The organism is Candidatus Nitrosacidococcus tergens, assembly GCF_902810445.1.
Taxonomy (GTDB): Bacteria; Pseudomonadota; Gammaproteobacteria; order Nitrosococcales; family Nitrosococcaceae; genus Nitrosacidococcus; species Nitrosacidococcus tergens.
Genome location: NZ_LR778175.1, coordinates 337,964 through 363,058 on the forward strand (window position 1 = coordinate 337,964; position 25,095 = coordinate 363,058).

Below are 25,095 nucleotides of genomic sequence, written 5' to 3' on the forward strand. Positions count from 1 at the left end.
AATAGTTTATGTTTATCTAGGTGTTTTAGGAATTTTATTATGTCCAAGGCGAAATTTGAAAGAAAGAAGCCCCATGTAAATGTAGGGACGATTGGTCACGTAGATCACGGGAAGACCACATTGACGGCGGCATTGACAAAGACCCTCTCGGCGAAATACGGAGGGGAAGCTAAAGCTTACGATCAAATTGACAATGCTCCGGAAGAAAGGGAGCGTGGGATCACTATTGCTACTTCCCATGTAGAATATGAAAGTCAAGCTCGTCATTATGCACACGTAGATTGCCCTGGACATGCGGATTATGTCAAGAATATGATTACAGGAGCGGCTCAAATGGATGGAGCTATTCTTGTTGTATCGGCGGCAGATGGTCCAATGCCACAAACTAGAGAACATATTTTACTTGCTCGTCAAGTAGGTGTACCTAACATTATGGTTTTTCTAAATAAAGCGGATATGGTAGATGATCCGGAGCTATTAGAATTAGTAGAAATGGAGGTTAGGGAGCTTCTTGATAGCTATCAGTTTCCAGGAGATGAAATTCCTATTGTAGTAGGTAGTGCTTTAAAGGCCCTAGAAGGGGATGAAAGTGATATAGGCATGCCTGCTATTGTAAAACTAGTAGAGGCGATGGATTCTTATTTCCCAGAGCCACAAAGAGCAATAGATCAACCTTTCTTAATGCCTATAGAGGATGTATTTTCAATTTCAGGTCGTGGTACTGTTGTGACAGGTCGGGCTGAGCGAGGGATTGTAAAAGTAGGCGATGAAATAGAAATTGTAGGGATAAAAGCAACGCAGAAGACCACCTGTACAGGGGTTGAGATGTTTCGTAAGCTGCTAGATGAAGGCAGGGCAGGAGATAATGTAGGTATACTGCTTCGTGGAACGAAGAGAGAAGATGTGGAGCGTGGGCAAGTTTTAGCAAAGCCTGGAACGATTACGCCACACACTAGGTTTCAAGCAGAAGTATATATTCTTTCAAAAGAGGAAGGGGGGCGTCATACACCGTTTTTCACGGGATATCGACCTCAGTTTTATTTTAGAACTACAGATGTAACGGGGTCAGTTGATTTAGCAGAAGGGGTGGAGATGGTAATGCCTGGAGATAATATTCAGGTTACGGTCAGCTTAATTGCACCTATTGCTATGGAAGAGGGGTTACGTTTTGCTGTTAGAGAGGGTGGTCGTACCGTGGGTGCAGGTGTGGTCAGTAAAATTATTGAGTAAATTTATATCAAATTTTAAATATATAGGTCAGTAGCTCAATTGGCAGAGCAGCGGTCTCCAAAACCGCAGGTTGGGGGTTCGACTCCCTCCTGACCTGCCATAGTCTTAGTTTAAGATTATTGCTAATTAAACACTGGCGTGATTTTAATATTATTAGTAGAATGGTGCCTTTAATTTGTATTCTGTGAGTATTCATGACTGATACTGCTAAATTTATATTTGCGTTTCTATTACTAACCCTAACTATAGGGATGTTCTATTATTTTAGCAATCAGCCTATTTCTCTACGTATAGTAATATTGCTTATTGGTTTTATCGCATCCTTAGTGGCAGTAGTAAACACGGATCGTGGGCAATCAGTGGTAGGGATTATGCGGGACACCCAAATAGAATTCCGTAAAATTGTTTGGCCCGGGAGGCAAGAGACAACTCAGACCACTTTGATTGTGCTACTCATGGTAATTACTGTAGCAAGCATACTGTGGTTATTCGATTCATTACTTATGTGGGCTGTTCGATTATTAACTGGGCAGGGAGCATAGTGTGTCTAATAACCATAAACAGTGGTACGTAATACATGTATTCTCTGGACTAGAACAGCAGGTAAAAAAAATGCTTCAGGAGCGTATTGCTCGTTATAATATGCAGGAGAGATTTGGGGAAATTTTAGTACCTACTGAAGAGGTTATAGAAATAAGAGAGGGGAAAAAAAGGAAGAGTGAACGTAAATTTTTCCCTGGATATATTCTGACACATATGGAAATGGATGATGAAACTTGGCACTTAGTAAAGAGCACTCCAAAAATATTAGGGTTTATTGGAGGATCTGGTGACAAGCCAGTACCTATTATGGATTCTGAGGCTCAGAAAATTTTGAACCAAATACAGGAAATGGCTGCTCAACCTAAACCAAAAATTCCATTCCAGCCAGGAGAAGTAGTACGTGTTATTAATGGTCCCTTTGCAGATTTTAATGGTGTAGTTGAAGAAGTGAATTACGAAAAAAGCAAATTACGAGTTGCTGTGTTAATATTTGGTAGATCAACTCCAGTTGAGCTTGAATTCAGGCAGGTTGAGAAGAATAGTACTAATAGTTAAGTCACTTAATAATCTGTAGTTTTGTCGAATTTGAATACACGACGACAATAATCAAAAGATGAGTTATGGCAAAAAAAATAGAAGCTTACATTAAATTACAGGTTCGTGCTGGTCAAGCAAATCCAAGCCCACCAGTGGGACCTGCTCTAGGGCAGAAAGGCGTTAATATTATGGAATTTTGTAAAACATTTAACGCTCAAACCCAAGGATTAGAGCAAGGAATGCCTATTCCCGTAGTTATTACAGTATATTCTGATCGTAGCTTTACTTTTATAACTAAAACCCCTCCTGTATCTGTACTCCTAAAAAAGGCAGCGGGAGTAAATTCTGGGAGTAGCCGTCCTAATAGTGATAAGGTTGGTAAAGTGAATTTATCACAGATAGAAGAAATCGCTAGAACTAAAATGCCTGATTTAACTGCGGCCAACCAAGAGGCAGCTATTCGAACAGTAGCAGGAAGTGCTCGTAGTATGGGATTAGAGGTAGAGGGTACCTAGAAATGGCTAAGATAGGTAAAAGGTTAAAAGAGATTAATACATTAGTAGATTCCGGAAAGTTTTACTCAGTAGATGATGCACTAAGCCTGCTTAAAGAAAATTCTAAAGTAAAATTTGAAGAATCTATAGATACAGCTATTATTCTTGGTGTAGATCCAAGAAAATCAGATCAAGTAGTTCGTGGTGCAACTGTACTTCCTCACGGAACTGGAAAAATAGTAAAAGTGGGCGTATTTACCCAAGGAGCTAATGTTGATATAGCAAAAGAATCTGGTGCGGATGCAGTTGGGCTTGAAGATTTAGCAGAAACAATTAAATCAGGTCAAATACCTTTTAATGTTATTATTGCATCTCCAGATGCAATGCGCATAGTAGGTCAACTAGGTACTATCTTAGGACCTCGAGGGTTAATGCCAAACCCAAAAGTAGGAACAGTTACTAGCGATATAGCTGATGCAATTATAAAAGCTAAATCTGGTCAAGTTCGTTATAGAACTGATAAAGCAGGAATTATACATTGCTCAATAGGTAAAGTATCGTTTGATGTGGACTCGCTCAAAGCTAATTTAAAGGTTTTGATTGAAGATTTAATGAAATTAAAGCCATCTTCTTCTAAAGGAATTTATTTAAAGAAATTAGCTTTATCAACGACTATGGGGCCGGGATTAGCTATAGATCAAAGTAGTTTATAATAGAGAATATATATTAGATAGTTAAGGAAAATAGCTTAGATCGGATATTGTTTTTATGTTGTCTAACATCAAAGGAGATAGTTGAATTTGAGTCTTAATTTGGAAGCAAAGCAGACAATCGTTACTGAAATTGCAAATGTTGCCTCCCAAGCTCATTCTATAGTTACGGCCGAGTACCGCGGGCTAACAGTTTCTGAGATAACAAAAATAAGAGTAGTGGCTCGCCAAGAAAATGTTTATTTACGGGTGATACGCAATACTTTAGTAGCTCGGGCTTTAGCAGGGACTGATTTTGAATGTATAAATTCAGAGCTAAAAGGTCCCTTAATATTTGCGTTTTCACTTGAAGAGCCTAGTGCCGCTGCTCGGGTAATACGAGATTTTAACAAAGAGTACGATCGATTAAAAGTAAAATCAGGCGCTCTTAGAGGAAAATTATTACCTTCTGAGGCTATTAATTCTCTAGCAGATATGCCTACTAAGGATCAGGCAATTGCTATGTTAATGGGGATTTTAGAGGCACCAATTAGCAAATTGGTTCGTACGTTAGCTGAACCAGTAGCAAAATTAGCACGTGTTACTGCTGCTGTTCGAGAACAGAAAAAAGAATAACGAATTTGTATATAAATTGTAATTTATAATCAGGAAGATCGACGGAGTAGAAAATGGCTGTAGCAAAAGAAGAAATTTTAGAAACAATTGCGAACATGACTGTCATGGATGTAGTCGAGTTAATAGAAGCAATGGAGGAAAAGTTTGGAGTAAGTGCTGCTGCACCAGTTGCAGTGGCTGCACCTGTAGGATCAGGGATAGAAGCTAAGGCCGAAGAGAAAACAGAGTTTGATGTAGTTTTGGCTAACTTCGGTTCAAATAAAGTACAGGTTATTAAAGTGATACGTGCCATTACTGGTTTAGGCCTTAAAGAGGCTAAAGATATGGTGGAGGGTGCTCCTTCTATAGTTAAAGAAGGATCTTCCAAAGAAGAGGCAGAAAATATTAAAAAACAGCTTGAAGAAGCTGGCGCTACTATCGAAATCAAATAATGAAGAGTCGTATAGCTATAGCTTAGATATATAATCTATAAATATATAGTCTATGATTTTTACTTTCTCCATTTAAGAGGGCTGGTAAATATTTACCAGCCTTTTTCTTTTTTAGATATTATTTCAATAGAGACACCTAATTCTGGATTTCTAGAGTTAGGTATTGATTTTTATATAAGCGCCAAACAGGGTAATTGAAATGTCTTACTCACTAACTGAGAAGAAACGCATTCGCAAGGATTTTAGTAAACTCTATAGTATATTAGATATTCCTAACCTACTAGCAACACAAATTAACTCTTTTTCAGATTTCTTACAAAAGGATATATCTCCAGAGAAAAGAGATAACAAGGGTTTGCATGCTGTATTCGAAAGTATATTTCCAATTAAAAGCTATACTGGGTATGCTGAATTACATTATGTCAGTTATTCTCTTGGATCTCCGCTTTTTAATATTAGAGAGTGTTATACTCGTGGATTAACCTATGCGGCACCATTACGAGTTAATTTACGCCTTGTTCTTTATGATAAGGAAGTTTCTGCAAATGAGCAAATAGTTAAAGATATAAAAGAGCAAGAAGTTTACATGGGTGAAATACCCATGATGACACCAAAAGGTAATTTTGTCATTAATGGAACTGAGCGGGTTATTGTTTCTCAATTACACCGTTCACCTGGGATTGTATTTGAGCATGATAAAGGAAAAACTCATTCTTCTGGAAAATTGCTTTTTTCAGCTAGAATAATTCCTTACCGTGGTTCTTGGCTAGATTTTGAATTTGATCTAAAAGATTGCCTATACGCTCGTATAGATCGTAGGCGTAAATTATTAATCACAATATTGTTACGGGCACTTGGCTATAGTACTGAAGAAATACTTGCTTTATTTTTTGAGGTAATTGCTGTTCATCATCAAAATTCAAGCTATACATTGGATTTAGTACCTCAAAAACTTCGAGGAGAGACTTTTTCTTTTGATATTAAAGATCAGAGCGGAAGAGTAGTTGTCGAAGCTGATCGGAGAATTACATCATTACATATTAAAAAAATAGAAAAAGCAAAAATAAACGTATTAACTATCCCCGAATCTGCTAGAGAATTTTTAACAGGAAAGACGCTGGCTCAAGATATCATCGACTCAGATACTGGAGAAATTTTAGCTAAAGCAAATAATAAAATTACGATTGAATTATTAGACACTATAAACAGTGCCAATATTTCGCATTTTCACCTTATTTATACCAATGATCTAGATCAAGGTTCATTTATTTCAGATACGCTACAACTAGATTACACTAACTCAGCTCTAGAGGCGCAGATAGAAATCTATCGAATGATGCGGCCTGGAGAACCTCCTACAAAAGAAGCGGCTCAAAATCTTTTTCAGAATTTATTTTTTAATCCTGAACGTTATGATCTCTCTGCAGTGGGGCGAATGAAATTCAACCGCCATCTTGGAAGAGAGAGTACTACTGGTTCTGGAACATTATCAAAAGAAGATATTGTTGATGTTATTAAAGCACTTATCAAAATTCGTAATGGATTGGGAAGTGTAGATGATATTGATCATTTGGGTAATCGCAGGATACGTAGTGTTGGTGAAATGGCTGAAAATCAGTTTCGTATTGGTTTAATACGTGTAGAGCGAGTAGTAAGAGAACGGTTGGGTCTTGCTGAATCAGAGGGGTTAACGCCTCAAGAGTTGATTAATGCGAAACCAGTATCTGCAGCAATTAAGGAATTTTTTGGTTCAAATCAGCTTTCACAGTTTATGGATCAAAATAACCCTTTATCAGAGATAACACATAAGCGAAGAATATCGGCTCTAGGACCAGGCGGACTTACTAGAGAGAGAGCAGGGTTTGAAGTACGTGATGTGCACCCTACTCATTATGGTCGAGTGTGCCCTATTGAAACACCGGAAGGTCCAAATATTGGTTTAATTAGTTCTTTATCGATTTATGCTAGAACTAATCAGTATGGGTTTATAGAAACACCATATCGAAAAGTTATAGAAAGGAAAGTAACTGAAGAAATTGATTACTTGTCAGCAATTGAAGAGGGAGAATATGTTATTGCTCAAGCTAATGCCACTATTAGTGAAAGAGGTGATCTATCAGATACGTTAGTATCTTGCCGATATAAAAACGAATTTACTCTTTTACCACCAGAGAAAGTTCAATATATTGATATCTCTCCAAAGCAAATAGTATCTGCAGCGGCATCTTTAATTCCTTTTTTGGAACATGATGATGCAAATCGAGCCTTAATGGGTTCTAATATGCAGCGCCAAGCAGTCCCTACTTTAAAATCAGAAGCACCTCTAGTAGGCACAGGAATGGAGCGAGTAGTAGCGCGAGATTCAGGTGTGATGATTAACGCTAATCGTGCGGGCACTGTGGATTTTGTTGATTCTACAAGGATTGTGGTAAGAGTAAATACCCAAAAATCGAACTTAGATCAACAGCAAGGTGTAGATATTTATAACCTTACCAAATATGCTCGTTCTAATCAAAATACCTGTATTAATCAGAGACCCTTAGTTAAACCAGGCGATATAGTAAATACAGGGGACGTTTTAGCGGATGGTCCTTCAACAAATATGGGTGAGCTTGCATTAGGACAAAACTTACTTGTAGCTTTTATGCCATGGAATGGGTACAACTTTGAAGATTCGATTCTTATTTCAGAGAAAGTGGTAGAAGAGGACAGGTTTACTTCAATTCACATAGAGGAGCTTATTTGTTTAGCTCGAGACACTAAATTAGGTACAGAAGAAATTAGTAGTGATATACCTAATGTAAGCGAGGCAGCTTTATCTAAATTAGATGAAGTAGGCATTGTATATATAGGTGCAGAAGTAAGTCCTGGTGATATTTTAGTAGGTAAAATAACTCCGAAAGGAGAAACACAACTTACACCTGAAGAAAAACTATTACGTGCTATTTTTGGTGAGAAAGCTTCTGAAGTAAAAGATACCTCTTTACGTGTACCTTCTGGAATACATGGTACGGTTATTGGTGTTCAAGTATTCACACGCGATGGTGTAGAAAAAGATGCCAGAGTATTATCCATTGAAGAAATGGAGCTTGCTAAAATAAAAAAAGATCTAGAAGATGAGTTTCGAATTATAGAAGCTGATATTTATCAACGCTTGGAGCAAATCTTACTAGGGAAAACTGTCAAAAAAGAGATAGGTACTCTATTATCAGGAATAAAAATTACTGTAGATAATCTTAAAACTTTACCCAAAAAGCAATGGGTTGATATCAAATTAAACGATGAAGAATCTAATCACCAAATTAAATCGACCTTAACTCAATTAAAGGAATTAAGATCCATAACAGATAAGAATTTAGAGCAACAGCGTATTAAACTGATTTCTGGGCATGATTTACCTCCAGGAGTACAAAAAATGGTCAAAGTGTCTCTAGCTGTGAAACGCCGTGCTCAGCCAGGTGATAAAGTAGCGGGTCGCCACGGAAACAAAGGGGTGATCTCAACTATTGTGCCAATAGAGGATATGCCTTATATGGCAGATGGTACTCCTATAGATATGGTACTTAATCCTTTAGGGGTTCCTTCTAGAATGAATATTGGACAAATTCTAGAAGCCCATTTAGGGTGGGCTGCTAAAGAGCTTGGTAAAAAAATTAAAGATATGCTTGATCTAGAGAAATTAGATATATTAAAACTCCGTAGTTTTTTAGAGCAAATTTATAATACTGGTGGTAAAAAAGAGGATATAAATTCTTTAAACGATCAAGAGCTTATAGAGTTAGCATATAACTTATCCGATGGTGTCCCTATGGGAACTCCAGTATTTGATGGGGCTTCTGAAGAAGATATTAAAAATATGTTAAAACTAGCTGGACTGCCCACAAGTGGACAGACTACTCTCTATGATGGACGAACAGGAGAGGCTTTCACGCGCCCAATTACTGTAGGGTATATGCATATGCTAAAACTAAATCATTTAGTTGATGATAAGATGCATGCTAGATCAACAGGCCCTTATAGTTTAGTTACTCAGCAGCCTTTAGGTGGGAAAGCCCAATTTGGTGGGCAACGGTTTGGAGAAATGGAAGTTTGGGCGCTTGAATCCTATGGAGCTGCATACACTCTGCAGGAGATGCTTACTATAAAATCAGATGATATGAGCGGGCGTACTAAAATTTATAAAAATATTGTAGATGATAATTATCAGATGGAGGCAAATATACCAGAATCCTTTAATGTACTTGTAAAGGAAGTGCATGCTTTAGGAATTGATATTGAATTAAAACGTAAAAGTAAAGGAATACCATAACAGTTACTATAGCCCCACTTATGATAATGGAGAGATATATATGAGAGGTTTATTAAATTTGCTTAAACAGCAAAGCCATGCAGAAGAATTTGATTCCATACGTGCCGGTTTATCCTCTCCAGATACAATTAGAGCGTGGTCTTATGGAGAAGTAAAAAAGCCTGAAACGATTAATTATCGAACCTTTAAGCCAGAGAGAGATGGTCTTTTTTGTGCAAAAATTTTTGGTCCTATTAAAGATCATGAATGCTTATGTGGCAAATACAAACGTCTTAAGCACAGAGGAGTTGTCTGTGAAAAGTGCGGGGTAGAGGTTACCCTGGCAGCTTCTCGTAGAGAACGTATGGGTCATATCGAGCTAGCTAGCCCAGTTGCTCACATTTGGTTTTTAAAATCTTTACCATCTAGAATTAGTTTACTTTTAGACTTTACCCTACGTGATATTGAAAGGGTTCTTTACTTTGAGTCTTCAATAGTAATTGATCCAGGAATGACTTCTTTAGAAAAAGGGCAGATTTTATCTGATGAAGCCTATCTTCAAGCAATTGAAGATTATGGGGATGAATTTGATGCCCGAATGGGAGCAGAAGCAATCCAGATCATGCTGAAAACCCTCGATTTAAAAGATGAAGCCAGAAAATTAAGAGAAGAAATTAATAGTACAGGTTCTGATACTAAAACAAAAAAATTAACTAAACGACTAAAGTTGGTTGAGTCTTTTATTAATTCTGGTAACCGCCCTGAGTGGATGATTATGGAAGTTTTACCCGTACTTCCTCCAGATTTAAGACCATTAGTTCCTTTAGAGGGTGGACGTTTTGCTACCTCTGATCTAAACGATTTATATCGACGAGTTATTAATCGAAATAATAGGCTTAAACGCTTATTAGAACTAAATGCTCCGGATATTATTGTACGCAATGAGAAACGTATGCTACAAGAATCCGTTGACGCACTTTTAGATAATGGTCGTCGTGGTAAAGCCATTACAGGTAATAATAAACTGCCTTTAAAATCCTTAGCTGATATGATCAAAGGAAAGCAAGGTCGGTTCCGTCAAAATCTCTTAGGAAAACGAGTAGATTACTCAGGCCGTTCGGTTATTGTAGTAGGCCCCACCTTAAAGTTACACCAGTGTGGGTTACCAAAAAAAATGGCACTAGAGTTATTTAAACCTTTTATTCTTGGTAAGCTAGAGCGATCTGGGTTTGCAAATAGTATTCAGGCAGCTAAAAAATTGATAGAGCGTGAGGCTCCTGAAGTATGGGATATATTAGAAGAGGTGATTCGGGAGCATCCAGTTATGCTTAATCGAGCACCTACTTTACATAGATTAGGTATTCAAGCATTCGAGCCAATATTAATCGAAGGTAAAGCCATTCAATTACACCCTTTAGTGTGTGTGGCTTTTAATGCTGACTTTGATGGAGATCAGATGGCAGTGCATGTACCTCTCTCCTTAGAGTCTCAACTAGAAGCTCGAGCCCTAATGATGTCAACCAATAATATTTTATCTCCTGCAAATGGAGAGCCTATTATTGTACCTACTCAAGATGTGGTTTTAGGTCTTTACTACATGACTTGCGAGCGGATTAATGCAAAAGGCGAAGGGATGGTGTTTGCTGATACTAGTGAGGTAAGGCGTGCTTATGAGACTAATGTAGTTGATCTTCATGCAAAAATTCAATTACGTATCATTGAATCAAACAGGTTTGATTTAAGTGAGAAAACTAAAAAAATAGTTTCTACTACAGTAGGTAGAGCATTACTTTCAGAATTGTTGCCAGAAGGATTGCCTTTTGATTTAGTCAATAAAAACATGACTAAAAAGGAAATTTCAAAATTAGTAAATACTTGCTATCGATATCTAGATTTAAAGACAACAGTTGTTTTTGCCGATCAGCTTATGTATCTGGGATTTCGTCAAGCAACACTAAGTGGTATTTCGATTGGTATCGATGATATGGTTGTACCTGATGAAAAACAAGCTATCTTAGATAAGGCAGAGAAAGAGGTAAAAGAAATTGAAGATCAATATGCTTCGGGATTAGTTACTAATGGTGAACGGTACAATAAAGTAGTAGATATATGGTCACATACTAATGATCAAGTAGCTAAAGCGATGATGAACCGCCTTGGAAATGAAGAGATAAAAGATTCTCAAGGCAATATCACTAAACAGCAGTCTTTTAACTCGATCTATATGATGGCCGATTCGGGAGCTCGTGGGTCTGCTGCTCAGATAAGGCAGCTTGCAGGTATGCGTGGATTAATGGCAAAACCCGATGGGTCAATTATTGAAACGCCAATTACTGCTAATTTTCGAGAAGGATTAAATATTCTGCAGTACTTTATTTCTACCCATGGAGCACGTAAAGGTCTTGCAGATACCGCACTGAAAACTGCAAATTCTGGATATTTAACACGAAGATTGGTAGATGTAGCTCAGGATTTAGTAGTTATTGAACATGACTGTGGTACAAAAGATGGCATTTATATATCTCCTGTAATAGAAGGGGGAGATATTGTTGAACCTTTGAGAGATCGAGTACTTGGGCGAGTATTAGCCCTAGATATTCATGCTCTAGGAACTAATAGCACTTTAATTCCAGCAGGTACTTTACTTGACGAAACATGGGTTGATCGCCTCGAAAGTTTAGGAGTGGATACAGTAAAAGTTCGTTCTCCTATTACTTGTCAAACTCATTATGGGGTATGTGCCACCTGTTATGGTCGAGATTTAGGACGAGGTCACCTTGTGAATATTGGCGAAGCTGTTGGTGTAATTGCTGCACAGTCTATCGGTGAACCTGGTACACAGCTTACAATGCGTACTTTTCATATTGGAGGGGCTGCTTCAAGAACGGTAACTACTAGTAGTATTGAAGTAAAGTATAAAGGTAATGTTCGTTTAAAAAATGTTAAGAGAGTTCAACATATAAGTGGGCGATATGTTGCTGTATCTAGATCCGGTGAAGTACATATTGTTGATGATCAAGATCGGGATAGGGAGCGCTATAAAATTCCTTATGGAGCAGAATTATCAGTAAAGGATGGAGATTCGGTTGAAGCCGGGCAAATTATTGCAACTTGGGACCCCCATACCCACCCTATCATTACAGAAGTATCAGGTAAAGTTCAATTACAGAGTTTTATAGAAGGTACTACTGTAGAGAGGCAGGTTGATGAAATTACAGGCATCACTAATCTTGTAGTACTCGATTATAAACATCGAGGCAGTGCGATTTCTAAAGAATCGCGCCCTATGATTAAATTAGTAGATAAAACGGGAGATGATTTATGCCTAGCAGGAACTGATATTCCTGCCCATTATTACTTGCCCGTAGGTGCCATTGTGTTAGTAGAGACAGACACTAGTGTTGGCGTTGGAGATGTGTTAGCACGATTGCCTCAAGAATCAAGTAAAACTCGCGATATTACAGGAGGATTACCTAGAGTCGCAGATTTATTTGAAGCCAGAAAGCCTAAAGATTCAGCGATTCTTGCAGAAATTTCAGGGATTGTGAGCTATGGTAAAGAAACCAAAGGAAAGCAAAGATTACTCATCACTAGGACAAAAATAGATCAAGATAATACAAATGATGAACTACAAGAAGGTAATAGTGCTCTTGTGATTCAACATGAGGAGCTTATACCTAAGTGGCGCCAAATTGGTATTTTTGAAGGTGAGCATGTTGAGAAAGGTGAAGTAATTGTAGATGGTCCACCATCACCTCATGATATCTTACGTTTAAGAGGAGTAGAAGCTTTAACTCGCTACATCGTTAATGAAGTTCAAGATGTTTATCGATTACAAGGAGTAAAAATTAATGATAAACATATCGAGGTAATCGTTTGTCAGATGCTTCGCAAGGTAGAGATTACAGATCCTGGAGATACCCCTTTCCTAAAAGGAGAACATATAGATAAATCTAAATTATTGGAGGAAAATAAGAAAATAAAAGATTCAGGTAAATTACCTGCACAATACGAGCCCGTACTTTTAGGCATTACCAAAGCTTCTCTAGCTACAGAATCTTTTATCTCTGCTGCCTCCTTTCAAGAGACAACTCGTGTGCTTACAGAAGCAGCTATTGCCGGAAAGTATGATTATTTACGAGGTTTAAAAGAAAATATTATTGTGGGTCGCTTAATCCCAGCTGGAACTGGGCTAGCTCACCATACAGAAAAGGACAAAAAGAAGAAGGAAAAATTATCTATAAAATCACTAATTAAACCATCTAATGAAAATTTAGAAAAACGGCTATTCAATATCGATACTAGCACTTGACTATATTGTATCTAAATATTAGAATTAGTACCTTTGAGATTAAGGCTATATATTAATTATCTAACAAATGGTTACTTCGAGTATCTTTAATGCATGGCTACAATAAATCAATTAGTTCGTAAACCAAGAATACAACAGAAGAAAAAGAATAGTGTACCCGCATTGCAGGCTTGCCCCCAAAGAAGGGGAGTGTGTACTAGGGTGTATACTACAACTCCTAAAAAACCTAATTCAGCCTTGCGTAAAGTAGCTCGTGTACGGTTGACTAGCGGAATGGAAGTTACCTCTTATATTGGTGGTGAAGGGCACAATTTACAGGAGCATTCCGTAGTTTTAATTAGAGGAGGGCGTGTTAAAGATTTGCCTGGGGTGCGATATCATACTGTTAGAGGATCACTAGACACAGCTGGAGTAACCGATCGGCGCCGTGGTAGATCTAAATATGGGACGAAACGGGCAAAAGGGTAATATCAATATAGTTAGGTGAATTATTAATGCCAAGAAAGCGGGTTATTTCTAAAAGGGAAGTTTTGCCAGATCCAAAGTATGGAAAAGTAAGTATAGCTAAATTTATTGCTATTCTTATGTTAGATGGCAAAAAATCTATAGCAGAAAAAATAATATATAATGCTATTGATTCTGCTGCTGAAAAATTAAAACAGGAACCAATATCTATTCTAGAAAAAGCACTAGAGAATGTTCAGCCGCTAGTAGAAGTAAAATCTAGAAGAGTAGGAGGAGCGACCTACCAGATCCCTGTAGAAGTTCGCCCGGATCGACGAGCTACGCTAGCTATGCGATGGCTAGTAGGGGCAGCACGCAAGCGTAGTGAAAAATCTATGGATCTTCGTTTAGCTGGAGAGTTTCTTGATGCTTATGATGGTAAAGGAGCTGCTGTTAAAAAACGAGAGGATACTCACCGTATGGCTGAAGCAAATAAGGCTTTTGCACACTATCGATGGTAAGTTGAAAATATAGTATCAATAAACTAAATAGATTAAATAATTAATAGCTGTGGCACGTAAAACCCCTATCGAACGTTATCGAAATATTGGAATAATGGCTCATATTGATGCTGGTAAGACTACCACTACTGAGCGTATTTTATATTATACAGGAGTCTCTCATAAACTTGGTGAAGTGCATGAGGGTGCAGCTACTATGGATTGGATGGAACAAGAACAAGAGAGAGGGATTACGATTACTTCCGCTGCTACAACTTGTTTTTGGCAGGGTATGGAAAAACAATTTCCTGAGCACCGAATCAATATTATTGATACTCCAGGTCACGTAGATTTTACCATTGAAGTAGAAAGATCTCTTAGAGTATTAGATGGTGCCGTTGCTGTTTTTTGTGCAGTGGGTGGGGTAGAGCCGCAATCAGAAACTGTTTGGAGGCAAGCTAATAAGTACAAAGTGCCTAGGCTAGCCTTTATAAATAAAATGGACCGTCAAGGGGCTAACTTTCTTAGAGTAGTCGATCAGATTCGTACTCGATTAGGAGCACTTCCGGTGCCTATTCAAATTCCGATTGGTGCTGAAGATGGGTTTCGGGGAATTGTTGATCTCATTAAAATGAGAGCGATTTATTGGGATGAATCCACAAAAGGAATGACCTTTCAAGAAAAAGAGATTCCAGACGATCTTAGCTCTATTTGCCAAGAGTATTACGAGAAATTAGTAGAATCCGCAGCTGAATCTTCTGAAGAGCTTATGGAGAGGTATTTAGAATCGGGAGAGTTGGAATTTAAAGAGATTATTAAAGGGCTTCGTCACCGAGTTCTAAATAATGAGATAGTGCTAGTTTTATGTGGATCAGCCTTTAAAAATAAAGGGGTTCAGGCAGTTCTAGATGCGATACTTTATTTCATGCCTGCACCATCTGATATTTTAGCAATTAAAGGTTTGAATCCTCATGGCGGTGAGGATAGTCGAAGTGCCTCTGATGATAAACCGTTTTCTGCCCTAGCATTTAAGGTTGCATCTGATCCCTACGTAGGTAATCTTACTTTTTTCCGTGTTTATTCTGGAGTTTTAAATTCAGGGGATACAGTTTATAATTCCGCTTCTGAAAATAAAGAACGTATTGGACGTGTCCTTCAGATGCATGCTAATAGCCGAGAGGAAATTAAAGAAGTAAGAGCAGGTGATATTGCAGCCGCTGTTGGATTAAAGAATGTTACCACCGGAGACACTCTATGCGATCTAGATCATCCTATTCTTCTTGAGAAAATGGAGTTTCCAGAACCAGTAATCTCTGTGGCAATTGAACCTAAGACAAAAACAGATCAGGAAAAAATGTCGCTAGCTTTGAATAAGTTAGCTAAAGAGGATCCATCGTTTAGAGTTAGAAGCGATGAAGAAACTGGTCAAACGATAATAGCAGGTATGGGAGAGTTACACCTAGATATTATTGTAGATCGAATGAGACGAGAATTTAAAGTAGAAGCTAATGTAGGTGCACCCCAAGTTGCTTACCGAGAGACAATTAAGAAATCTGTAGAGCAAGAAGGGAAGTTTGTTCGCCAAAGTGGCGGACGTGGTCAATACGGTCATGTTTGGATTCGAATTGAGCCTCAAGAGCGAGGAAAAGGATACGAGTTTAGCAATCAGATCGTTGGGGGTGCTATCCCTAAAGAATTTATCCCCGCTGTTGATAAAGGAATAAAAGAGCAAATAGAAAATGGAGTAATAGCTGGGTACCCAGTAGTGGATGTAAAGGTTGCTTTGTATGATGGTTCTTACCATGATGTAGATTCAAGTGAAATGGCCTTTAAGATTGCTGGATCAATGGCTTTTAAAGAAGGCATTAAAAATGCAAGCCCTATATTGCTTGAGCCTATTATGAAAATAGAAGCTGTGACTCCTGAAGAATATATGGGAGATGTCATGGGGGATCTTAATCGTCGACGTGGAATTGTGCAAGGAATGGAAGATTCACCAAGTGGGAAGATTATTCGAGCAGAAGTTCCATTAGCAGAGATGTTTGGTTATGCTACTGATCTTCGATCAGCTACTCAAGGGCGTGCTACTTATACAATGGAGTTTTCAAAGTATAATGAGGCCCCAGCTAACATTGCAGAAGCAATTATAAAAAAGTCTTGATTTATATATAATAGTATTTAGTAGGAGAGATAGTTTGTGTCCAAGGCGAAATTTGAAAGAAAGAAGCCCCATGTAAATGTAGGGACGATTGGTCACGTAGATCACGGGAAGACCACATTGACGGCGGCATTGACAAAGACCCTCTCGGCGAAATACGGAGGGGAAGCTAAAGCTTACGATCAAATTGACAATGCTCCGGAAGAAAGGGAGCGTGGGATCACTATTGCTACTTCCCATGTAGAATATGAAAGTCAAGCTCGTCATTATGCACACGTAGATTGCCCTGGACATGCGGATTATGTCAAGAATATGATTACAGGAGCGGCTCAAATGGATGGAGCTATTCTTGTTGTATCGGCGGCAGATGGTCCAATGCCACAAACTAGAGAACATATTTTACTTGCTCGTCAAGTAGGTGTACCTAACATTATGGTTTTTCTAAATAAAGCGGATATGGTAGATGATCCGGAGCTATTAGAATTAGTAGAAATGGAGGTTAGGGAGCTTCTTGATAGCTATCAGTTTCCAGGAGATGAAATTCCTATTGTAGTAGGTAGTGCTTTAAAGGCCCTAGAAGGGGATGAAAGTGATATAGGCATGCCTGCTATTGTAAAACTAGTAGAGGCGATGGATTCTTATTTCCCAGAGCCACAAAGAGCAATAGATCAACCTTTCTTAATGCCTATAGAGGATGTATTTTCAATTTCAGGTCGTGGTACTGTTGTGACAGGTCGGGCTGAGCGAGGGATTGTAAAAGTAGGCGATGAAATAGAAATTGTAGGGATAAAAGCAACGCAGAAGACCACTTGTACAGGGGTTGAGATGTTTCGTAAGCTGCTAGATGAAGGCAGGGCAGGAGATAATGTAGGTATACTGCTTCGTGGAACGAAGAGAGAAGATGTGGAGCGTGGGCAAGTTTTAGCAAAGCCTGGAACGATTACGCCACACACTAGGTTTCAAGCAGAAGTATATATTCTTTCAAAAGAGGAAGGGGGGCGTCATACACCGTTTTTCACGGGATATCGACCTCAGTTTTATTTTAGAACTACAGATGTAACGGGGTCAGTTGATTTAGCAGAAGGGGTGGAGATGGTAATGCCTGGAGATAATATTCAGGTTACGGTCAGCTTAATTGCACCTATTGCTATGGAAGAGGGGTTACGTTTTGCTGTTAGAGAGGGTGGTCGTACCGTGGGTGCAGGTGTGGTCAGTAAAATTATTGAGTAATCTATGTATGAATAAACAACAGACTATTAGGATAAGATTAAAGTCTTTTGATCATCATTTAATTGATCAATCTACTAAGGAGATTGTAGATACAGCGAAACGTACTGGTGCACATATTCGCGGTCCCATTCCTCTACCTACGCGTAAAGAGCGGTTTACTATACTTATATCTCCTCATGTGAATAAAGATGCCCGAGATCAGTATGAGATTAGAACTCATAAACGTCTAATGGATATTGTTGATCCTACAGAGAAAACAGTTGATGCTCTAATGAAGCTGGATCTAGCAGCTGGTGTAGATGTTCAGATTAAATTAACCTAAGCGCTTATTATTGTGGTGGGAATATACAAATGGCATTTGGAGTAATCGGGAAAAAGATAGGCATGTCTCGGGTATTTAGCGAAAATAAATCTATACCTGTGACAATTATAAAACTTACTCCTAACTGGATCTCTCAAGTAAAATCGCTAGAAAAAGATTCTTATCGTGCTGTGCAAGTATTTGTAGAAGAAGATAGACATCATAATGTCAGTAAACCGTTAAGGAATCATCTTGCTAAAGCAGGTATAGATAAAGCTGGAAAGAAGTTATATGAATTTCATATATCTAGTGAGGAAGAGTCAGAAGTTGGGTTAGGTGAATTATTAGAAGTAAATTTCTTAAAACTAGGACAAAAGGTTGATGTTACAGGAAACACTAAAGGTCGTGGTTTCTCTGGTGTAATTCGTCGATATCACTTTAGAGGCGGTAAGGCTAGCCACGGTAATTCGTTATCTCATCGTGCTCCAGGTTCCATTGGTCAGTGCCAAACGCCTGGTAAAGTTTTCAAAGGAAAAAAAATGGCTGGGCAAATGGGTAATGTCAGACGAACTATACAAAATTTAGAAATAATGCGGATTAGTCAAGATAATCAGCTACTGCTTTTAAGAGGAGCAATTCCAGGATCAGCAGGAGGTGAAGTATTAGTCAAACCAGCAATTAAGAGTAATAGAGGGTAAAATGGATTTTGCTGTACAAAACTCTATAGGGGGCCCCGATCAAAGTACTATACGAATCTCAGATTCTGTTTTTTCTAATGAGTTTAATGAAGCTCTTGTTTCTCAGACTATTCTCACTTACTTAGTGAGAAGCCATTCCGGAACTAAAGCGCAAAAGACGAGATCTGAAGTACGTGGTGGAGGCATAAAACCTTTTCGCCAAAAAGGTACTGGGCGTGCTAGAGCTGGAACTATTAGAAGCCCATTATGGCGCGGAGGTGGTAAGGTATTTGCTGCTCAACCAAGAGATTATACTCAGAAATTGAATAAAAAAATGTATAAAGGAGCCATGTGTTCCATTTTTTCTGAGCTAGTACGGCAAGATAGGCTGCGAGCGGTTAATGATGAATGTATTTCTTTACCAGGAATAAAAACTAAACATCTTGTAAATCTACTTGCACCTCTTAATTGGGATACTTTATTAATAATTATTTCTGAAAATGATCGCAATTTAGAGTTATCAGCTAGAAATATACCCACGGTTAATATTTGTAACGTAAAGGAAATTAACCCTTACAGTCTAGTAAAATCTAATGGTGTGCTATCTACATATAGTGCTTTACGTTGTATTGAGAGAAATTTTTCATGAATGAGGAAAAATTAACTAAAATTATCTTAACTCCTTTACTTTCTGAAAAAAGCACTTTTGTAGCTGAAAAATATAATCAAATAGTTTTTAAGGTGGAAAAGAGTTCTAGTAAGAGGGAAATAAAAAGTGCTATTGAACTGCTATTTAGTGTTAAAGTTAGTAAAATTCATACTGTACTGATGAAAGGAAAACGTAAAAAATTTGGACGCTATATAGGTTATCGGGGTGATTGGAAAAAAGCATATGTATCACTTCGTTCTGGATATAGCATTGATTTTACGGGCGTTTGATAGAATTTTCTAGAACTAAATAGGATGTGATATGCCAACGGTAGAAGTTAATCCTACATCTCCTGGTCAGCGGTTTACTATAAAAGTAGTAACCCCTAGTCTGTATAAAGGTAGACCATATATGCCTTTAACTACTAAAAAGAACCGGAGTGGTGGACGAAATAATTTAGGAAGGATAACTGTTCGTCATATTGGTGGTGGACACAAACAGCTATATCGCTTTATTGATTTTAAGAGAGATAAAATTAATATTTTAGGCCGTATAGAGAGAATAGAATACGATCCAAATCGTAGTGCACATATTGCATTAGTGAGTTATTTGGATGGTGAAAAGCGATATATTATTGCTCCTAAAAACCTTAAGGTAGGAGATACTATAAGCTCAGGGCAAGAATCATCAATACGAGATGGAAATAGTCTTCCTCTGCGGAATATTCCTGTAGGAACATTTATCCATTGTATTGAATTAAAACCAGGTAAAGGGGCACAAATAGCTAGAAGTGCTGGTTCCTCATGCCAGATTATAGCACGTGAGGGGAAGTATATTACTTTGCGATTAAGATCAGGAGAAATACGTAGAGTATCTTCTGAATGCTATGCAACAATTGGGGAAGTAAGCAATGGAAGTCACGGGTTGCGGTCTCTTGGAAAAGCTGGTGCTCAACGGAGAAGTGGAAGGCGGCCTACTGTTCGTGGGGTTGCCATGAATCCTGTAGATCACCCCCATGGCGGAGGAGAAGGAAGAACATCAGGGGGTAGGCACCCCGTTAGTCCTTGGGGAATCTCAACCAAAGGTTATAAGACTCGCTCTAACAAGCGTACTGAAGCCTTTATTGTGCATCGGCGTAAAAAATAGATTAGAGGAGAATATAGATTAGCTATGCCACGTTCGATCAAGAAAGGACCTTTTATTGATGCCCATTTACAGAGAAAAGTTGAGCAAGCGGTTTCATCTCAAAATAGAAAGCCTATTAAAACATGGTCCCGGCGATCAATGATTATTCCAGAAATGGTAGGGTTAACTATTGCAGTCCATAATGGTAGACAGCATGTCCCAGTATTAATTACAGAAAATATGGTTGGGCATAAATTAGGGGAATTTTCGCCGACTCGAACTTTCAAGGGACATGCGGCAGATAGGAAGACAAAATAGTAAGGTATTAAGATGGCTACAGCAGTATTAAAATATGTAAGGATATCTCCCCAAAAATGCCGTTTAGTTGCAGATCAAATTAGAGGTTTATCTATAGATAAAGCACTGGAAGCTTTAAGTTTTAGTCATAAAAAATCTGCAGTCATTATAAAAAAATTACTAGATTCAGTAATTGCGAATGCTGAGCATAATGATGGATCTGATATTGATAATTTAAGAGTTTCAGAAATCACAGTAAATGTAGGTCCTACCATGAAACGAACTCGAGCAAGAGCAAGAGGCAGAATTAATCGAATACTTAAACGCTCTTGCCACGTCAAGATAACTGTTGAAGAGTAATAATTTAATAGGAGTTTAATCAGAATGGGACAAAAGGTTCACCCTACTGGTGTCCGTTTGGGTATTATTAGAGATTGGAACTCGAAGTGGTATGCTAGTGGTAATCAATTTGGTGAATTACTAAGTAACGACTTGGCTGTGCGTAGTTATTTATCTAAAAAATTAGCAAATGCTCTTGTTAGCAATATCTATATTGAGCGACCAGCACGGAGTGCTAGAATTACAATTCATACAGCAAGACCCGGAATAGTAATTGGGAAAAAAGGAGAGGATATTAATATTTTACGTCAAGAAGTTGCTAGTATAATGGGTATACCAGTCCATATTAATATTCAAGAGATACGAAAGCCAGAACTAGATTCTACTCTTGTTGCTGTAAGTATAGCACAGCAGTTGGAGCGTAGAATTATGTTCCGTAGAGCAATGAAGAGAGCTGTAACTAATGCTATGAGAGTTGGTGCACAAGGTGTTAGGGTAAAGGTATCTGGTCGCTTAAATGGTGCAGAAATTGCTCGCAGCGAGTGGTACAGAGAAGGTAGAATACCTTTACATACTCTACGAGCTGATATAGATTATGGGTTTTCTGAAGCAAAGACTACTTATGGGATTCTTGGAGTAAAAGTTTGGATATTTAAAGGAGAAATATTCGAGCAGCAAAACAGCAATTCTGTAAGAGAAGAAAGTATAAAGTAATTTGAGATAACAAGATGCTACAGCCAAAGAGAACTAAATTTCGTAAACAACAAAAAGGCAGGAATAGAGGAAGTGCTTCTCGGGGATCCATTGTATCTTTCGGGGATTATGGATTAAAAGCTGTTGACAGAGGGCAAATTACAGCACGCCAAATTGAATCTGCTAGGCGAGCTATGACAAGGTATATCAAGCGTGGTGGAAAAGTATGGATTCGAGTATTTCCTGACAAACCTATAACTAAAAAACCTCTTGAGGTACGGCAAGGGAAAGGAAAGGGTAATGTGGAATATTGGGCTATGAATATACGTCCAGGTAGAGTACTTTATGAAATGGAGGGTGTTCAAGAGGATATAGCAAGGAGAGCTTTTGAGTTAGCAGCTGCTAAATTACCGATTAAAACTATGTTTGTTATACGGACAATTATGTGATGAAAGCTCAGGACTTGCGTCTAAAGACAGTTGATATATTAAAAAATGATCTTTTGAATCTTCTACGAGAGCAATTTAAATTGCGTATTCAAAATGGAACGAATCAATTATCTAATAATAGTGAGATAAAGAGAGTTCGCAGGGATATTGCAAGAATTAAAACTGTTTTAGGCGAAAAACATTAAATATTAATATTATGAATAGTGAAAATCTTCGTACTGTCACTGGGCAGGTAGTGAGTAATAGGATGGATAAAACAATAACTGTTGTCATCGAGCGTAAAATTCCACATCCTTTATATAAAAAATATATAAGGCGCTCTAGTAAGCTGCATGCTCATGATGAAAATAATGATTGCACTATTGGAGATACAGTATCTATAACCTCAGTTAAGCCTTTATCTAAAACAAAATCTTGGCAGTTAGTGAGTATATTAGAACGTGCTCGTTAGCTTATTTTTTGTAGTGCTAAATTTAGGGGGACTAGATGATTCAAATGCAAACTAGCCTAGAAACGGCGGACAATAGTGGTGCTAAAAAACTTGTTTGCATTAAGGTATTGGGTGGGTCAAAGCGGCGATATGCTGGAATTGGAGACATTATTAAGGTTACTGTAAAAGATGCTATTCCTCGTGGTAAGGTAAAAAAAGGGGATACTTATACTGCTGTAATTGTACGAACGAAAAAAGGAATTCGTCGATCGGATGGATCAGTCGTTCGTTTTGATACCAACGCTGCAGTATTATTAAACAATCAAATGCAGCCTATAGGTACTCGAGTATTTGGACCAGTAACACGTGAACTTAGGTCTGGGAATTTTATGCGAATCATATCTCTAGCCCCAGAAGTACTCTAGGAGTAGCAATGCGTAGAATAAAAAGAAATGATCAAATTATAGTTATTTCTGGTAAAGATAAAGGGAAGTTAGGAAAGGTTTTGCGTATACTAGATAATAATTATATAGTTGTTGAGGGTATTAATCTGTTGAAGAAGCATAAACGACCAAATATGGCAGCAGGGGATCCTGGAGGAATTCTTGAAAAAGAAGGGTCAATTCACATCTCTAATGTTATGATATATGATGCTATGGCTGGTCGAGGAAGTAGAGTTGGCTTTAAAGAGCAAGGAAATAATCGTAAAGTACGGTATTTAAAGACTAGCGGTGAATCTATAGATCTTTAGTTTTTCTACCGATTAATAATATTTAGTTTTTAGAAAATCAAGTATGGCTAGATTACAAGAATACTATTATTCCACAGTGATCCACGATCTGAAGAATCAGTTTGAGTATAGTTCTATTATGGCTGTCCCCCGTATAGAAAAACTTACTTTGAATATGGGAGTAGGTGAGGGAGTTGGGAATAAGAGTATTTTGGAGCATGCTAGTAGTGACATGCAAAAAATCTCTGGGCAAAAGCCGATTCTTACATTAGCAAGAAAATCAGTAGCAGGATTTAAGATCCGCGAAGGTTGGCCTATTGGCTGTAAGGTAACCTTACGCCAAACAAAGATGTATGATTTCTTAGATAGATTAATTAATATTGCGATTCCTAGAATTAGAGATTTTCGTGGATTTGATGCAAAATCCTTTGATGGTAGAGGAAATTATAATATGGGTATACGAGAGCAGATTATATTTCCTGAAATTGATTATGATCAAATAGATGCTATACGAGGTATGAATATTACTATTACAACTACAGCGAAAACAGATAATGAAGCTCGGGCTCTCTTAAAGGCGTTTAGCTTTCCTTTTAAAGGTTAATAGGGGAATATAATGTCGAAGAAGTGTATGATTAACCGTGAGCTAAAAAGAGTTAAAATAGCAAAGAAATATGCGGTAAAACGCTTAGAATTAAAAGAAAAAATAAATGATATATCTCTTTCATTAGAAGATCGAAAAGATGCCATAATTAAATTTAGTGCTTTACCAAGAGATTCGTCTCCTTCTCGTCAGAGAAATCGTTGTTATTTAACAGGAAGACCTCACGGTTATATACGTAGATTCTCTTTATCTCGTAATAAATTAAGAGAAATTGCAATGCGCGGGGATATTCCTGGCTTAACTAAAGCTAGTTGGTAAGTTGTTTATATTTATAGAATAATTAAGAGTAAGTTCGTCATGAGTATGACAGATCCAATTTCGGATATGCTGACAAGGTTACGCAATGGTCAGAGAGCTGGCAAGTTAAAAATAGACATGCCTCTTTCGAAAATAAAGAAAAATATTGTGCAGTTATTAAAGACTGAAGGCTATATAAAAGACTATCAGCTAATTGATAGTGTAAAGCCGACCTTAGTTGTAGAATTAAAGTATTATAAAGGATTTCCAGTTATTGGAGAAATTAAACGAGTGAGTACTCCTGGTCTGCGTGTATATAGAGGTAAAAATAATCTCCCTAAAGTTTATGGAGGTTTAGGGGTTGCTATTATTTCTACTTCCAGCGGTGTTATGACTGACAAAGCAGCTAGATCTAAGGGAATAGGAGGCGAAGTATTATGCTACATTTCATAGAGGTGAGAATAGACTGATGTCTAGAGTCGCTAATAATCCTATACTAGTTCCTAGTAATGTTGATATTAAATTAACAGATCGAGAAATTAAAATAGAGGGTAAGAACGGTTTTCTTTCTTTGTCAATTCATGAATTAGTAAATGTAGTGTATAAAGAAGAGGCACTATATTGTAGTCCAAAACGATCTGAGAAATATTCGGAGTCCTTAAGTGGTACCCTAAGAGCTTTAATAAGTAATATGGTATATGGAGTAGATCAAGGGTTTGTTGTAGGGTTACAATTAGTTGGGGTTGGTTATCGTGCACAGCTTCAAGGAAGGAATTTAGCGCTTAATCTAGGTTATTCTCACCCTATTGAGTTTATCTCTCCTGAAGGAATTACAATTGAAGTACCAAATTCAACTGAAATCCTGATAAAAGGTGCTGATAAAAGGAAGGTTGGACAAGTTGCAGCTGATATACGTAACTTTAGGCTGCCTGAGCCTTATAAAGGTAAGGGCATTCGTTATACAACTGAGATTATTGTACGTAAGGAAGCTAAAAAGAAATAGTCTAAGGTG

General features: G+C 37.8%; 30 protein-coding genes and 1 tRNA gene. All 31 read left to right on the forward strand.

Translation table 11 applies throughout. The features are described from left to right. The first annotated feature begins 39 nt into the window (after positions 1–39). The 31 genes from tuf (NSCAC_RS01675) (at position 40) to rplF (ending at position 25,086) form a co-directional block, all read left to right on the forward strand. The gene (gene tuf / locus NSCAC_RS01675; protein WP_197744704.1) at positions 40–1,230 is read left to right on the forward strand and encodes an elongation factor Tu; all 1,191 of its coding nucleotides are present in this window, start codon (positions 40–42) and stop codon (positions 1,228–1,230) included. 24 nt (positions 1,231–1,254) lie between these two features. Continuing rightward, positions 1,255–1,330 (forward strand) — tRNA-Trp (locus NSCAC_RS01680). Between the two features lie 94 nt (positions 1,331–1,424). Continuing rightward, positions 1,425–1,772: a preprotein translocase subunit SecE gene (secE, locus tag NSCAC_RS01685; RefSeq protein ID WP_197744705.1), complete on the forward strand. Its 348-nt coding sequence runs from the start codon at positions 1,425–1,427 to the stop codon at positions 1,770–1,772. Position 1,773: 1 nt separating this feature from the next. Beyond that, positions 1,774–2,328 carry a transcription termination/antitermination protein NusG gene (gene nusG, locus NSCAC_RS01690; protein WP_197744706.1) on the forward strand — a complete coding sequence of 185 codons (555 nt, stop codon included), beginning with the start codon at positions 1,774–1,776 and terminating at the stop codon, positions 2,326–2,328. A gap of 65 nt (positions 2,329–2,393) precedes the next feature. Then, on the forward strand, positions 2,394–2,825 hold the full coding sequence (gene rplK, locus NSCAC_RS01695; RefSeq protein WP_197744707.1) for a 50S ribosomal protein L11: 432 nt from the start codon (positions 2,394–2,396) through the stop codon (positions 2,823–2,825). 2 nt (positions 2,826–2,827) lie between these two features. Further along, positions 2,828–3,517 carry a 50S ribosomal protein L1 gene (gene rplA, locus NSCAC_RS01700; protein WP_197744708.1) on the forward strand — a complete coding sequence of 230 codons (690 nt, stop codon included), beginning with the start codon at positions 2,828–2,830 and terminating at the stop codon, positions 3,515–3,517. An 87-nt stretch (positions 3,518–3,604) separates the two neighbouring features. Further along, positions 3,605–4,129 (forward strand): 50S ribosomal protein L10, encoded by a 525-nt coding sequence (gene rplJ, locus NSCAC_RS01705; RefSeq protein ID WP_197744709.1) that lies wholly within the window; start codon positions 3,605–3,607, stop codon positions 4,127–4,129. Between the two features lie 53 nt (positions 4,130–4,182). Next, a complete protein-coding gene (gene rplL / locus NSCAC_RS01710) occupies positions 4,183–4,560 on the forward strand; it encodes a 50S ribosomal protein L7/L12 (RefSeq protein WP_197744710.1) in 378 nt (125 codons plus the stop codon). Positions 4,561–4,759: 199 nt separating this feature from the next. Next, positions 4,760–8,869, forward strand: coding sequence for a DNA-directed RNA polymerase subunit beta (rpoB, locus tag NSCAC_RS01715; protein WP_197744711.1), 4,110 nt, complete (start codon positions 4,760–4,762; stop codon positions 8,867–8,869). Between the two features lie 40 nt (positions 8,870–8,909). Beyond that, positions 8,910–13,160: a DNA-directed RNA polymerase subunit beta' gene (rpoC, locus tag NSCAC_RS01720; protein ID WP_197744712.1), complete on the forward strand. Its 4,251-nt coding sequence runs from the start codon at positions 8,910–8,912 to the stop codon at positions 13,158–13,160. A gap of 93 nt (positions 13,161–13,253) precedes the next feature. Then, positions 13,254–13,628 (forward strand): 30S ribosomal protein S12, encoded by a 375-nt coding sequence (rpsL, locus tag NSCAC_RS01725; protein ID WP_197744713.1) that lies wholly within the window; start codon positions 13,254–13,256, stop codon positions 13,626–13,628. Between the two features lie 26 nt (positions 13,629–13,654). Next, positions 13,655–14,125 carry a 30S ribosomal protein S7 gene (rpsG, locus tag NSCAC_RS01730; RefSeq protein ID WP_197744714.1) on the forward strand — a complete coding sequence of 157 codons (471 nt, stop codon included), beginning with the start codon at positions 13,655–13,657 and terminating at the stop codon, positions 14,123–14,125. Positions 14,126–14,174: 49 nt separating this feature from the next. Then, positions 14,175–16,265 carry an elongation factor G gene (gene fusA / locus NSCAC_RS01735; protein ID WP_197744715.1) on the forward strand — a complete coding sequence of 697 codons (2,091 nt, stop codon included), beginning with the start codon at positions 14,175–14,177 and terminating at the stop codon, positions 16,263–16,265. 36 nt (positions 16,266–16,301) lie between these two features. Beyond that, entirely contained in the window at positions 16,302–17,492 is a 1,191-nt protein-coding gene (gene tuf, locus NSCAC_RS01740) for an elongation factor Tu (RefSeq protein WP_197744704.1), read from the forward strand. Positions 17,493–17,499: 7 nt separating this feature from the next. Continuing rightward, the gene (gene rpsJ, locus NSCAC_RS01745) at positions 17,500–17,814 is read left to right on the forward strand and encodes a 30S ribosomal protein S10 (RefSeq protein WP_197744716.1); all 315 of its coding nucleotides are present in this window, start codon (positions 17,500–17,502) and stop codon (positions 17,812–17,814) included. Positions 17,815–17,843: 29 nt separating this feature from the next. Then, positions 17,844–18,491, forward strand: a complete 648-nt coding sequence (rplC, locus tag NSCAC_RS01750; protein WP_197744717.1) for a 50S ribosomal protein L3 — start codon at positions 17,844–17,846, stop codon at positions 18,489–18,491. 1 nt (position 18,492) lies between these two features. After that, entirely contained in the window at positions 18,493–19,119 is a 627-nt protein-coding gene (gene rplD / locus NSCAC_RS01755) for a 50S ribosomal protein L4 (protein WP_197744718.1), read from the forward strand. After that, complete coding sequence (gene rplW, locus NSCAC_RS01760; protein WP_197744719.1) at positions 19,116–19,409, forward strand: 50S ribosomal protein L23; 294 nt, start codon at positions 19,116–19,118, stop codon at positions 19,407–19,409. Before rplD ends, rplW begins: the two co-directional genes overlap by 4 nt. Positions 19,410–19,440: 31 nt before the next feature. After that, positions 19,441–20,265, forward strand: coding sequence for a 50S ribosomal protein L2 (rplB, locus tag NSCAC_RS01765; RefSeq protein ID WP_197744720.1), 825 nt, complete (start codon positions 19,441–19,443; stop codon positions 20,263–20,265). Between the two features lie 24 nt (positions 20,266–20,289). Further along, entirely contained in the window at positions 20,290–20,562 is a 273-nt protein-coding gene (gene rpsS / locus NSCAC_RS01770; RefSeq protein WP_197744721.1) for a 30S ribosomal protein S19, read from the forward strand. A 12-nt stretch (positions 20,563–20,574) separates the two neighbouring features. Continuing rightward, positions 20,575–20,901, forward strand: coding sequence for a 50S ribosomal protein L22 (gene rplV, locus NSCAC_RS01775; RefSeq protein ID WP_197744722.1), 327 nt, complete (start codon positions 20,575–20,577; stop codon positions 20,899–20,901). Positions 20,902–20,925: 24 nt separating this feature from the next. After that, complete coding sequence (gene rpsC, locus NSCAC_RS01780; protein WP_197744723.1) at positions 20,926–21,594, forward strand: 30S ribosomal protein S3; 669 nt, start codon at positions 20,926–20,928, stop codon at positions 21,592–21,594. Positions 21,595–21,608: 14 nt separating this feature from the next. Continuing rightward, entirely contained in the window at positions 21,609–22,022 is a 414-nt protein-coding gene (rplP, locus tag NSCAC_RS01785; RefSeq protein ID WP_197744724.1) for a 50S ribosomal protein L16, read from the forward strand. Continuing rightward, the gene (gene rpmC, locus NSCAC_RS01790) at positions 22,022–22,207 is read left to right on the forward strand and encodes a 50S ribosomal protein L29 (RefSeq protein WP_197745258.1); all 186 of its coding nucleotides are present in this window, start codon (positions 22,022–22,024) and stop codon (positions 22,205–22,207) included. The genes rplP and rpmC overlap by 1 nt, the downstream gene beginning before the upstream one ends. An 11-nt stretch (positions 22,208–22,218) precedes the next feature. Beyond that, the gene (gene rpsQ, locus NSCAC_RS01795) at positions 22,219–22,473 is read left to right on the forward strand and encodes a 30S ribosomal protein S17 (protein ID WP_408609563.1); all 255 of its coding nucleotides are present in this window, start codon (positions 22,219–22,221) and stop codon (positions 22,471–22,473) included. Positions 22,474–22,508: 35 nt separating this feature from the next. Further along, complete coding sequence (gene rplN, locus NSCAC_RS01800) at positions 22,509–22,877, forward strand: 50S ribosomal protein L14 (RefSeq protein ID WP_197744725.1); 369 nt, start codon at positions 22,509–22,511, stop codon at positions 22,875–22,877. A gap of 8 nt (positions 22,878–22,885) precedes the next feature. Then, entirely contained in the window at positions 22,886–23,203 is a 318-nt protein-coding gene (gene rplX, locus NSCAC_RS01805; RefSeq protein ID WP_197744726.1) for a 50S ribosomal protein L24, read from the forward strand. 43 nt (positions 23,204–23,246) lie between these two features. Further along, positions 23,247–23,786, forward strand: coding sequence for a 50S ribosomal protein L5 (gene rplE, locus NSCAC_RS01810; protein ID WP_197744727.1), 540 nt, complete (start codon positions 23,247–23,249; stop codon positions 23,784–23,786). Between the two features lie 12 nt (positions 23,787–23,798). Continuing rightward, entirely contained in the window at positions 23,799–24,104 is a 306-nt protein-coding gene (gene rpsN / locus NSCAC_RS01815; RefSeq protein WP_197744728.1) for a 30S ribosomal protein S14, read from the forward strand. Positions 24,105–24,143: 39 nt separating this feature from the next. Further along, positions 24,144–24,536 carry a 30S ribosomal protein S8 gene (gene rpsH, locus NSCAC_RS01820; protein WP_197744729.1) on the forward strand — a complete coding sequence of 131 codons (393 nt, stop codon included), beginning with the start codon at positions 24,144–24,146 and terminating at the stop codon, positions 24,534–24,536. 16 nt (positions 24,537–24,552) lie between these two features. Next, positions 24,553–25,086 (forward strand): 50S ribosomal protein L6, encoded by a 534-nt coding sequence (gene rplF / locus NSCAC_RS01825; protein ID WP_197744730.1) that lies wholly within the window; start codon positions 24,553–24,555, stop codon positions 25,084–25,086. Positions 25,087–25,095: the final 9 nt, after the last annotated feature.